Source organism: Chloroflexota bacterium (assembly GCA_016875535.1).
GTDB lineage: Bacteria > Chloroflexota > Dehalococcoidia > SHYB01 > SHYB01 > VGPF01.
In genome coordinates this window covers 1-11,024 of sequence record VGPF01000057.1, presented here as the reverse complement: position 1 = coordinate 11,024, position 11,024 = coordinate 1, and the positions used below count along the sequence as shown (strand labels likewise).

At 64.9% G+C, this 11,024-nt stretch carries 11 protein-coding genes and 1 riboswitch; of the genes, 1 reads left to right on the top strand and 10 read right to left on the bottom strand.

From position 1 onward, the window contains the following. The 5 genes from FJ039_11745 to FJ039_11725 all read right to left on the bottom strand — a co-directional run. A partial coding sequence (locus FJ039_11745) for a class I SAM-dependent methyltransferase (protein MBM4406823.1) occupies positions 1-558 on the bottom strand: 558 nt, incomplete at its 3' end. 117 nt (positions 559-675) lie between these two features. Beyond that, on the bottom strand, positions 676-2,550 hold the full coding sequence (locus tag FJ039_11740) for an ABC transporter ATP-binding protein (GenBank protein ID MBM4406822.1): 1,875 nt from the start codon (positions 2,548-2,550) through the stop codon (positions 676-678). A gap of 32 nt (positions 2,551-2,582) precedes the next feature. Beyond that, positions 2,583-2,661: riboswitch (S-adenosyl-L-homocysteine riboswitch) on the bottom strand. A gap of 573 nt (positions 2,662-3,234) precedes the next feature. Continuing rightward, complete coding sequence (locus FJ039_11735; GenBank protein ID MBM4406821.1) at positions 3,235-4,446, bottom strand: CoA transferase; 1,212 nt, start codon at positions 4,444-4,446, stop codon at positions 3,235-3,237. Positions 4,447-4,623: 177 nt separating this feature from the next. Next, entirely contained in the window at positions 4,624-5,058 is a 435-nt protein-coding gene (locus tag FJ039_11730) for a hypothetical protein (GenBank protein ID MBM4406820.1), read from the bottom strand. Further along, positions 5,055-5,522 carry a hypothetical protein gene (locus FJ039_11725; GenBank protein ID MBM4406819.1) on the bottom strand — a complete coding sequence of 156 codons (468 nt, stop codon included), beginning with the start codon at positions 5,520-5,522 and terminating at the stop codon, positions 5,055-5,057. The genes FJ039_11730 and FJ039_11725 overlap by 4 nt, the downstream gene beginning before the upstream one ends. A 128-nt stretch (positions 5,523-5,650) precedes the next feature. Here FJ039_11725 and FJ039_11720 point away from each other — a divergent pair, with 128 nt between their 5' ends. Further along, the gene (locus tag FJ039_11720) at positions 5,651-6,883 is read left to right on the top strand and encodes an amidohydrolase (protein MBM4406818.1); all 1,233 of its coding nucleotides are present in this window, start codon (positions 5,651-5,653) and stop codon (positions 6,881-6,883) included. Here FJ039_11720 and FJ039_11715 read toward each other — a convergent pair whose 3' ends face one another. The 5 genes from FJ039_11715 to FJ039_11695 all read right to left on the bottom strand — a co-directional run. Then, positions 6,884-7,816, bottom strand: a complete 933-nt coding sequence (locus FJ039_11715) for a TIGR03619 family F420-dependent LLM class oxidoreductase (GenBank protein MBM4406817.1) — start codon at positions 7,814-7,816, stop codon at positions 6,884-6,886. Between the two features lie 72 nt (positions 7,817-7,888). Then, on the bottom strand, positions 7,889-9,010 hold the full coding sequence (locus FJ039_11710; GenBank protein ID MBM4406816.1) for a TIGR03617 family F420-dependent LLM class oxidoreductase: 1,122 nt from the start codon (positions 9,008-9,010) through the stop codon (positions 7,889-7,891). Next, entirely contained in the window at positions 8,940-9,845 is a 906-nt protein-coding gene (locus FJ039_11705; protein MBM4406815.1) for a TIGR01777 family protein, read from the bottom strand. The genes FJ039_11710 and FJ039_11705 overlap by 71 nt, the downstream gene beginning before the upstream one ends. A 122-nt stretch (positions 9,846-9,967) precedes the next feature. Further along, complete coding sequence (locus tag FJ039_11700) at positions 9,968-10,675, bottom strand: hypothetical protein (protein MBM4406814.1); 708 nt, start codon at positions 10,673-10,675, stop codon at positions 9,968-9,970. 178 nt (positions 10,676-10,853) lie between these two features. Then, positions 10,854-11,024 (bottom strand): universal stress protein (locus FJ039_11695; protein MBM4406813.1); only part of this gene is annotated, 171 nt, incomplete at its 5' end.

Genomic DNA, 11,024 nt, shown 5'->3' with positions numbered 1-11,024 from the left:
GAGCATGCGCAGGCGCTCTCTGGCGGTGTAGAGCCTGAGGGAGTAGCGGTGGGTCCTTTGGGAGCCGTCCGGGTCTATGAGGGTGAGGCGCAGGTTATCGCGGCTGGTGATGAGGTCAATGGCGTGCTCTTCCAGGGAGACGACGCCGGACGGGCGCCGCGTGATGCTGGAGGGGTGGTAGTTTGCAAAGAAGAAGTCGCGGTTCATCTCGTCGCTGAGGAAGCGGCCGCCGGGCTTCAGGGCTTTGTGAACCTGGCGCAGCACTCCGGCATCTTCCGATTCGTCTTCAAGGTAGCCGAAGGAGCTGAAGACGTTGATGACGGCATCGAATTCACCTTCGAAGGGGATCCGGCGCATATCGCCGCGCACCCAGCGGACGGAGAGTCCCTTCGCCTCGGCGTCGCGACGGGCGCGTTCCAGGAAGTATTCGCTGAGGTCCTGGCCGGTCATGTGACAGCCCAGCTGAGCGAGGGGGATGGTTATGCGGCCATGACCGCAGCAGAGATCGAGGAGCTTGGCGCCGGGGGCAGGCGCGAGGAGGCGCTGGATGCCGTCCACTTCCTTCCGAGTCCGCTCCTCCGTGATCACGGGGCGTAGTGGGTCAGGTAGTCCGGCCCGAAATAGGTCTGGTACCAGGGTTGTTCAGGGGTGCTTGTCATCGGCGTACACCTTCACTTATTGAACCTGGGTCCTATAGAGCAGGGCATAGCGGCCCTGGGGCTTGGCGATGAGCTCTTTGTGCATTTCCTCCTCGATGATGCGGCCATCGTGCAGGACGAGAATCCTAGCGGCGTCCACGATGGTGGAGAGGCGATGAGCGATGGTGAGGACGGCCTTGGAGGAGAAGAGCTCCTTGGTGGTCTGTTTGATGAGCAGTTCGGTTTCGGCATCGAGCTGGGAGGTGGGCTCATCGAGAACGATGAGACTGGCTTCCTTCAAAAGGGCCCGGGCGACGGCGAGCCGCTGGCGCTCACCTCCCGAGAGGCGATAGCCGCGCTCGCCGACGATGGTTTCGAGGCCTTTGGGGAGGGCGGCGAGCAAAGGGCCGAGCCTGGCGGCCTCGCATGCGCTTTTCATCTCCTGCTCGCCGGCCTCAGGCCGGACGTAGGCCAGGTTGGCGCGAATGGTGTCGTGCAGGACGAAGGTGTCCTGGGTGATGAGGGCAACGTGACGGGCAAGGGCTTCCTGAGTCCAGTCGCTCTGCTTCTTTCCGCCGATGAGGATGTCCCCCGAGGTCGGCCGATAGAGGCCTGCGGCCAGGAAGGCGATAGTGCTTTTGCCCGCGCCCGACGCCCCAACGACGGCCACCGTTTCTCCGTTGCGCGCCGAAAAGGAGACGTCTTGGAGTATCAGCCGGTCCGGGGCATCGCCGCCTGTCGGCGCCTGGGTATAGCCGGATTGGGAGAGACTCACGATAGCGATGTCTTCCGGGCGCCTGTACTGGAAGGAGACGTTCTTGAAGAAGAGCTGGGGCAGCGCGGGATCCGCGGGAGCGGCGACCGGCGGAGTGGAGGCTTCCCTGACGGGGTCTTTGCGTTCCTTGGTTGCGCGCAGGACTTCGAAGACCCGGTCGAAGGCGAGCGCGGTGCGGACTGCCTCCCACCGCAGGCCGCCTAAGGCTGTAATCGGACCCTGAACGAGGCGTATGTAGAGCAGGAAAAGAACGAGGGTCCCGAGGGTTATTTCGCCCTTGGTCACAAGCCACGCGCCTATCACAAAGATCAAGCCGGTGACAATGCCGAAGGTCAGCTCAAAGGCGGCAGTGGCGCGGGCGAAGTAGCCAGCCAAGGTGGTTGAGACGCTACGCAGGCGCTCGGCCACCGCTCCGAAGCGGGTTATCTCGGCTTCAACCTGCCCGGACTGTCTGGCTAGGGTCATGCCGGGCGTGCTGAAGAAGGACTCGGCGGCCGTGTTGACATCCGTGCCGGTGCCGTACTGACTCCTGAGGAGCTCATTGATACGTTGCTCCGTCCTGCCGACAGGCCTGAATACCAGCGGGATGAGGAGGACCACGAGGGCGAGGCGGATATCTATGACCATCAAGATGACGACGGCTCCGACGAGCGTCACCAGGTTTGCGATGATGGAGACCAGGACTCGGGTGAAGAGCGGTTCGGTGCCGGATACGTCGGTGGTGAGGCGGGCGCCGGCCGCGCCGCCCCTGAGGGTGGTGAAGAACTCGAGGGGCATGCCTGCAAGGCCGCGATACATCTGCATCTGCAGGTCGCGGATGATGCTGCGCCCGAGCATGGAGGCGCGGTGGGTGTAGACGTAGGTCAAGGCGACGGTCGCAAGCGGCAAGAGGGCGACGACGAGGACCAGGGGCATAATTCGGCCGAAGGAGCGCCCCGCCACGAGATCGTCTATAACCTGACGATAGATGAGGGGGACGACCAGAGGGATGAGGGTAGCGGTGGTGATGAGCAGCCCGAGGAGGAGGACGCTATAACGATAGGGATGGACTGTGGAGAGGACCGCCTTCCGCAGCGGCTTGTTCCGTAAGAGGCTCTCCGGCTTCCGTGCGACTTGCTGAGGCGAAAGCATGGTCATACCTCACGCTCCCTTCTGTTATCCGAGGAGGAAGATCGTGAGCGCCGTTGATCGTACGGTTCGCCTTGAGCCTGGCAGGAGGAAGAGCCTGTCGCAACGCTCCTCAAGGGACGAGGGGATTGTACCGCAGGCTGTCTAGCGGGATGCATGGCTGTGGCCTTTCTCGTTCTTTCGATAGACGGAGACGTGCTTGCCGCTATGGCTAGTGAAGGGACGTTTGTTCCAATCGCTCCATCGGTGTTCCTTCCCCGGTGTCTTACGCCATAAAGAGAAAGGCCTCCCTTTGTGGGGGAGGCCTTTCAGAAATCCCGTCGCTTATGCTGAACTGCTGTTAGGTCGCCCCCAATGCCTTTTGTCCGTGGTCAATGACCATGGCAAGGTGTGTAACGGACGGGCAGGGGAGACGATGGGCTGTCAGCATGCTGGGGGAGATGGTAGCACTAGGGCGGGAGGAGCGCAAACGGGAGTGGCGTATGCGACCAAGGGCGCGCGTTCCGGTGCGGACGCGATAGGGAGGGCTGGCCTCTCCGATAGATATCGGAGCCCTTCGGGTAGGGCGCGCACCGCGGTGCGGCCCCGATGCAACATGCGGGGTGAGGACACACACGGTCCGAGCGGTCCGGACTCGTAAGACCGAGAGTCCTTCAGAAAGGACCGCGTTCGTCCGATGGAATCGGACCGCCCCTACAGGATGACGCCTTTGGTCTTGAGCTTTTCCAGGTCTTCCCAGGAGTAGCCCTTCTCCAGGAGGACCTCTTCCGTGTGCTGGCCCAGGAGCGGCGCGGCGGAGCGCACGGAGGTCGGCGTGTCGCTGAACTGCATGGGGCTGGTGACCAGGCCCACCTCGCCCGCCTCAGGGTGGTCCAGCTTGTGGAAGTAGCCGTTGGCCCATGCTTGCTCGTCCTTGGTGCAGTCGAGGACGGTCTGCATGCGGCCCCAGCGGATGCCCTCGCGGTCCAGCTTGGCGATCCACTCGGCGGTGGTGTGCTTGGTGAAGGCGGCATCGAAGATGTCTATCAGGGGCGGGCCGTTCTGCATGCGCGTTTGGTGCGTGGCAAACCGGGGGTCCTTGGCCAGTTCCGGCTGGCCGATGGCCCGGCAGATGGGATCCCAGAACCGCTCCGATTGGAGGTTGACCAGGGTGATCCACCCGTCTTTGGTCTTGTAGGAGTTGACCAGGGGATTGCCGACGACCTTGCGCGCCAGCTTTTTGGCATCCGTTTGCGTGACGCTGGAGCTGACCAGGTCTACCGAGGAGAACCAGAGGCCCGCGTGGAAGAGGGAGGTCTGCACCATCTGGCCCTTGCCCGTCTGGGACCTGGCGTAGAGGGCGGCGGTGATGGCGCCCACCAGGGTGAGGGAGGTGGTGTGATCGCCCATGGCGGCGCGAGGCGAGACGGGGTTGCCGCCCGGCTCGGCCAGGGAGAGGGCGATGCCGACGCGGGACCAGAAGCAGATGGAATCGTAGCCAGCGCGGTCGCTGTCCGGGCCCTTTGGGCCGAAGCCGGAGAGGTGGGCGAAGATGAGGCGCGGGTTGAGGTCGCGGAGGTGCTGGTAGGAGAGCTTGAAGCGCTCCAGGGTGGCCGGGCGCGTGCTGGTGAGGAAGATATCGGCGTCCTTGAGGAGCTTGCGGAGGATCTCCTGGCCCTCGGGCCGGTTGACGTTGACGGTGACGCTCTTCTTATTGCGGTTGTCCTGCTCCCAGACGGGGGCGAACTCGCCGGCGCCCTTGGCGGGCTTGACCAGTTGGAAGCCGCGGGTGGGGTCGCCGCCGGTCTCCGGGTCTTCCACCTTGACGACATCGGCGCCCATATCGGCCAGGATGACGCCTGCCCCGGGCAACGCCGCCCAGGTGGACATTTCGATGACGCGGACGCCTGCTAACGGACCTGCCATAAGAACCTCCTCTGGGTAGTCGGTAGGAACAGGAATCCCCCTCTCTTTAGTTCTCTCCCGCGCAGCTCGCAGACGAGCATTGGGGAGAGAAGAAAGGCCGGGCCTGGCATACGAACCTCCTAAGCGCAGTGACCATCCTTCGCAAAGCCTCAGGGCAGGGATGGAGTCGCCCCTGTATCATTTTTTCTCGGGGAGGAAGGCTTCGATGCGGGCGGTGGTGACTTCCACGCCGTCCTGGTTCTTGGCCCAGGCGTGGATGGCGATCTTCTTGCCCCCAGGCTGGGGAGTGACTTCTGCCACCGTGCCGCCGATGGCGAGCCTCTCGTCTTCGAAGACCGGGCGGCGGAAGCGAACGTCCAAAAGGGAGTTGAAGAACATCGCCTCGCCCAGGAAGGCCACGCACATCTCCTGGATGTAGGCTGCGGAAATCTGCCCCGTGGCCGGGGGCTTCTTCATCCCCTGGCGGGCGGCCATCGCCGGGTCCGAGTGGACGATGTTGGTGCCGTGCCACTGGCGGGTGCGCATGATCATGCCGGTGATGGCGCGCTGGAAGCCGGGCAGCTCCTGCCCGGCGTGGACGGTGGCGGCGGTGACGGGTTTGGCGGCGTTCATGCGGCGCCTTCCTTGGGCTGGGGCGTCGCGATGTACTCCTTCTCCTCGTGGAGAAGCTTCTTCCCGGTGGCGGCATCGGTCACGTCTATCTCATAGCGGACGTACTGGCGCCCGTTCTTTTCGAATTTCTCCGTGACGCGGCCGTGGAAGCGTCCCAGGGTGCCCACCAGGGCCGGCGCGTAGGTGAAGGTGCGGTTGTAGGTGTTCAGGAAGCCCATCATGCGGCCCAGGGGGTCCGTGATGCGGGAGCAGAGGCGCGACATAAGGAGGGGCGGCGCAACGGGCGGCCCCCAAGGGGAGCCCTGGAAGCTGTACCAGGGGTTGGGGTCTTCCGCCAGGTCGGCGTACCAGCCGACGGTATCGAAGGTGATGGGGATCTCCCAGGTGCGCTCCCAGCCGACCTTCAGGTCGTCATACGAGAGGCGGTGCCAGTTGAGGGGCTTCCAGCTGAAATCGGCGTGCATGGGCGTCCTTGTGCGAAGGAATGCGCCGATACGCTACCACAGGCGGAACGATGCGCCAAGGAGTGAGGAGGGTTCAGGGAGCAGGGAGAGATCGCCCGATGCGCCGACGTTGACTGAGGCGGAGTGCATTGCTACGATGCCGCCACCTGGTGAGGATGCGCGAAGGGCCGTTGTTCGATAGCCCCCTCTCTTTAGGTTCTCTGCCACCAGGGGAGAGAGGGATTTGGAGAAGTTTGCTTTTGGAGGCAGCCATGCAGTACCGGATCATTGACGCCGATAGCCATGTGAACGAGCCGGCGAACGTCTGGCAGGAGCGGGTGCCCGCGGCCATGCGGGAGCGGGCGCCCAAGATGGTGCCGCTGAAGGACGGCAAGGTGGGCTGGTCCGTGAACGCGGGACAGCGCATCATGCCCCTGGGGCTGCAGGCCATCGCGGGCTTTGACGTGACGCAGTACGACGCCAGCGGCATCGCCTACGACAAGATCCGCAAGGGGAGCTACGACCCGCGGGCCCGGATCGAGGACATGGAGTACGACATGATCCAGGCGCAGATCATCTACCCCGGGGTAGCCCTCACCGGCGCGCGCACCTATGGCGACGACCGGGAGATGCAAGTGGCCTGCGTCCAGGCCTACAACGATTGGATCCTGGAGTTCAACGCCCATGCGCCGGACCGGCTCATCGGCCTGCCCATCGCGCCCAGCACCTCGCTGGAAGACCTGGTCCTGGAGTGGAAGCGCGTGGCGAAGAAGGGGGCGCGGGGCATCATCATGGCCTCCTACCCCAACGGCTCGAACGCCATGAAGCCGGAGGACGACCGCTTCTGGGCCGAAGTGCAGGAGTGGCCCTACCCGGTGCACATCCACTTTGGCTTCTTCGGCGCGGTGACGCGGACCACCACCAAGCCGGGCGTTGACCCGGTGGTGCCCTTCGTCAACCGCATGGGAGTGGGCGTCTACACGCCCCTTTCGGAGCTCATCTACTTCGGCGTCTTCGAGCGCTTCCCCAGCCTCAAGATGGTGGCCGTGGAGACGGGGATCGGCTGGGTGCCCTTCTTCCTGGAGACGCTGGACGATAACTTCCTGCGCCACCGCTGGCACAGCAACACGCACCTGAAGCGGATGCCCAGCGACTATTTCAGGGAGCACGTCTGGGCGACCTTTGTGGCGGACGTTCACGGGCTGGAGAACCGCCACAAGTACAACATAGACCGCATCATGTGGTCCACGGACTACCCCCATGTGCAGACGGACTGGCCGAACTCCCAGCGGGTGGTGGGCTATGAGTTCCGCGGCATCCCGGAGGATGAGCGGCAGAAGATGCTGTGGAAGAACGCGGCGAAGCTCTACCGGCTGGGGTAGCTACCTGAAGGCCGGCATGACCTTATCGGCGAACCACTCCATCTTTTGGATCATGTCGTTCGGCGTCTTCCAGTTGAGGGTCAGGGAGATGTGGTTGAAGCCGGCCTCATGGAAGCGCCGCAACTCCGCGGTGATCTCCTCCGGGGTCTCCAGGGGCTTCATGGGCCTATAGACGCCGCTGCTGGCATGGGCGCGCGCCTTGACGGCGGCCGGGTCCAGCTCGCCCGCGGTGAAGTTGTGGGTGAAGTCCATCGCCTCAGGGTCGCGGCCAGCGGCGCGGATGGCGGCCTTCACAGAGGCCAACTCCTTGGGCAAGGTCTCGATGCCGCCTACCATGGGGGCCCAGCCATCGCCCAGCTCCACGAGCCTGCGGATGGGGCGCGGGCCGCTGCCGCCGACCCAGATGGGCACGTGGGGCTTCTGGACGCACTTGGGCTCGAAGGCGATGTTGCTGAACTTGACGGTGGGCCCTTCGAACTGGGGGCGCTCCTGGGTCCAGAGGGCGATCATGGCGCGCAGGTATTCGTCCGTCAGGTCGCCGCGCTTGGCGTGGTCTATGCCCAGGGTGCGGAACTCGCCGCGCATCCAGCCTGCGCCCACGCCCAGGATGAGCCGCCCGTTGGAGACGACGTCCAGAGTGGAGACGAGCTTGGCCATCTGCACCGGCGGGCGGTAGGGGACGACCATGACGAGCATGACGAGACGGAGGCGCTTGGTGAGGGTGGCCAGGTGCGCGCCCAGGACGAAGTTGTCATACCAGACAGTGCTGACGGGAGGCACATCCGGCCGCACCGGCATGATGATGTGCTCCGGCATGATGATGCCGAAGTAGCCGAGCTCGTCGGCGCGCTTGGCGGCGCGGGCGAGGGGTTCGACGCCGCCCCAGCGGTCATAGGGGAAGGGCGCGAAGCTGAAGCGCATCGGTTTGGGCATGGGGCACCTCGCCCGGCATTATAGCGGCAAGCTCAGGAACGACCTGCCGGCCGTCCCCTGTACGCCGGGCCGCTAGGCGGCGTGCAGCTGGCGGAGAACATCCTTGGCGGCCTCTTCATCGGCGGGGGACTTGGCGGGGATGGACATGGCGATGCGCGTCACCAGGCCGCCGAAGCGCTCCTTGATGCGCTTGGCCACCGTATCGTAGGTGGCGACGATGACGAACTCGTTGAAGATCTCGTCCGTGATGGAGCCGGCCATCTCTTTCCAGACGTCCTCGCTGCCGCCGCCCACCTGGCCCTTGAGGGAAAGCTGGAAGAGCTTGTCCGTCACATCGCCCCAGCCGTGGGTGTCCATCACCACTTTGTAGGTGCGCGTGGAGGCGTAGAAGGCGATCTGGCGGCGGATGCGGTCTATCTCGGGCTGGAGGTCGGCCTCCGTGCGCCCGGTGATGATGAAGTTCTGGCTGCTGACATCGAACGTGTCCAGGGAGCGGTTGGCCTTCTTGGCGCCTTCGCGGATGGCGGGGAGCAGCACCTCGCGGATGTACTTGGGCGTGCTGAGTGGGTGGAGGAAGATGCCGTCCCCCACCTCGCCGGTGAGCTTGGCCATGGCGGGCGTGACGGCGGCCAGATAGACGGGGATATGCGGGTGCTGGATTGGGCCGGGGTTGAACATGGGCGTCATGAGGCTGAAGGAGTAGTCCTTGCCTTTGTAATCGAGCTTGACGCCGTTCTGCCAGCTGTTCCAGATGGCCCGCAGGGACTGGACGTATTCGCGCATGCGCGGGATGGGAGGCGTCCACGGCATGCTGTAGCGCCGCTCGATGTGCCCTTTCACCTGGGTGCCCAGGCCAAGCTCGAAGCGGCCGCCGGAGTAGCGCTGGAGGTCCCAGGACTTGTAGGCCATGAGCATGGGGCTCTGGGCGAAGGCGATGGCGATGCAGGTGGCGACGTGGAGGCGCTTGGTGTGCTCGGCGGCCATGAGCATGGGGAAGAAGGGGTCGTGACGCGTCTCGCCGACGGAGGTGCCGTCGAAGCCCAGCTCTTCGAGCTTCTTGGCTCGGCCGGGGGCATCCTCGAGCTTTTCGGAGAGGAGGAAGGAGAAGACTTTCATGGCGCTCCTAGGGTCGTTCGGCGGGTCTCTTGAGTATATGGCGGAGGGCGGGTTCCAGGTCAGTATGCTGGAATGCATAGCCGTTCGCCAGTAGTCTGGCCGGAGTCACGCGCGCCCCAAACAGGATGAGCTCTCTGCCCATCTCGCCGGTGAGGAGGCGCATCAACAGGCCCGGCGTCCAGGCGATGGCCGGGCGGTGTAGGACGCGCCCAAGGGCCTTGGCGAAGGCGGCGTTGGTCACGGGGTTGGGCGCAGTGACGTTGACGGGGCCTTCCAGGGCGGCATGTTCGAGGGCGAAGAGGAAGGCGCCGAGCACATCGTCCATGGCCACCCAGCTCCAGTATTGCCTGCCGCTGCCGGTGCGCCCGCCCAGGCCCAGCTTGAAGAGGGGGAGCAGCTGCTTGAGGGCTCCGCCATCCGGGCTGACGACAATGCCGATGCGGAGGTTCACCACGCGGGTCCGTGCCTGCGCGGGGGCGCAGGCGGCCTCCCATTGGCGGACGACCTCCGCCAGAAAGCCGCCGCCGGTGGGCGAGGCCTCCGTCAGCGGTTCATCGCCCCGATCGCCGTAGTAGCCGACGGCCGAGGCGCAGAGGAAGACCTTGGGAGGGCGCTCCATCTTGGCGATGGCCTCCGCCAGAAGCCGCGTGCCCTTGACGCGGCTCTCCAGGATGCGGCGCTTCTTGGCCTTGGTCCATCGCAAGCCGGCGATGGTTTCGCCCGCCAGGTGGATGACGGCGTCCGCGCCCTCGAGGGCCTTTGCCTCCAGCTCGCCCTTTTCCGGGTCCCACAGGACCTGGCCCGGCCGCGGCGCCCTGCGAACGAAGCGGGCGACCCGGTGGCCCTGGGCCTCCAGGCGGGAGATGAGGGCCGCGCCGATGAGGCCTGACGCGCCGGTGACGGCAATCTTCATATGTGATTTCTCTTCAGCCTATCGCAGGTCAGGATTCACGTTCTAAGAAGGGAGAATCCCCCTCTCTTTTATTCTCTCCCACCAGGGGAAAGACGAGGAGGAGGGATGGCGATCTCCATGGCTCAGGTAAGGCTGCCGCGCAGCGCTTCCACGGCGGCGCAGTCCCTGCAGCCTCGGTTGCCTTCGGGCGGGCGCTCCATCTCGTAGACCTCTTGAGCGCGCTTGAGGAGCGGCGGGATGATGCCGTCCGGGTCCAGGCGCACGGGGACGATCTGGGCCGAGAGCTCCATGAGGAAGCCGCGCTCGTTCACGGAGGCAGGATGGGAGGCCCTATCGTGCTCCGTCTGCGGCTCCATGTAGACCAGGGCGAGCTGGGTCACGGGTCCCATGTTGACCCGGTTGGCGATATAAGCGTAGCCGTTGAGCTGCGCCTCGTAGATGGAGAACATGCTGTGCTGTTCCTTGGTGACGCGGGCGGTCTTGTAGTCCACGATGGTGTAGGAGCTGTCGCGCATGCGGAAGATGCCGTCCGCGCCGCCGCGCAGAGTGACCTTGGTCTCCGGGTCCGTGACGGTGAACTTGGTGTAGTGGGGCGGGTTGATGTTGGCAGCCACATCGCCCAGCTGGGCCAGCCAGCCGGGCATCTTGCCCTCCCGGTTGAAGTAACCCTCCACCACGCGCTTGTTGTAGGCGTCCAGGCTGCTGAAGATGCCGGGGAAGATCTGGTAAGGCAGCTGCTTCACGTGCAGCTGCACCCAGAGGCAGCGGGGGCAGGCGCTCTGGACGGCGAAGGAGCCGAGGTTCTTGGCGGAGATGACGAGCGGAGACATGCGCCCCTCCACGGGAAGCGCGGATAGTATAGCGTCCGGCGACCTAACCCCTCATCCCTGCACTGCGAGGAAAGGGGCATCTCGCTGGTGTGGGCGATAGCATTCGCGATGGGTAGCAGGCATCCCTCTTCGTGTGCTCTAGCCCAAGAACTGGGCGAGGACGAGATATGCTAGCTCGCTATTTAGGCCGCACCAGCAGCACGGGCGTCCCGCCGTGGCGCACCACCCAGTCGGCGGTGCTGCCCAAAAGGGTGCGCGTGAGGCCGGTGCGCCCGCGCGTCGTCATCGCCACGAAGCTGCCCTTGGAGCCTTCGGCTGCGGCGAGGATGGCGGTTGCGGCATCGCCCTG

What these genes read in the sequence shown, in the direction of transcription:
- FJ039_11740 (MBM4406822.1), bottom strand. Translation starts at nt 2,550, where the DNA reads ATGACCATGCTTTCGCCTCAGCAAGTCGCACGGAAGCCGGAGAGCCTC.
- FJ039_11735 (MBM4406821.1), bottom strand. Translation starts at nt 4,446, where the DNA reads ATGGCAGGTCCGTTAGCAGGCGTCCGCGTCATCGAAATGTCCACCTGG.
- FJ039_11730 (MBM4406820.1), bottom strand. Translation starts at nt 5,058, where the DNA reads ATGAACGCCGCCAAACCCGTCACCGCCGCCACCGTCCACGCCGGGCAG.
- FJ039_11725 (MBM4406819.1), bottom strand. Translation starts at nt 5,522, where the DNA reads ATGCACGCCGATTTCAGCTGGAAGCCCCTCAACTGGCACCGCCTCTCG.
- FJ039_11715 (MBM4406817.1), bottom strand. Translation starts at nt 7,816, where the DNA reads ATGCCCAAACCGATGCGCTTCAGCTTCGCGCCCTTCCCCTATGACCGC.
- FJ039_11710 (MBM4406816.1), bottom strand. Translation starts at nt 9,010, where the DNA reads ATGCATTCCAGCATACTGACCTGGAACCCGCCCTCCGCCATATACTCA.
- FJ039_11705 (MBM4406815.1), bottom strand. Translation starts at nt 9,845, where the DNA reads ATGAAGATTGCCGTCACCGGCGCGTCAGGCCTCATCGGCGCGGCCCTC.
- FJ039_11700 (MBM4406814.1), bottom strand. Translation starts at nt 10,675, where the DNA reads ATGTCTCCGCTCGTCATCTCCGCCAAGAACCTCGGCTCCTTCGCCGTC.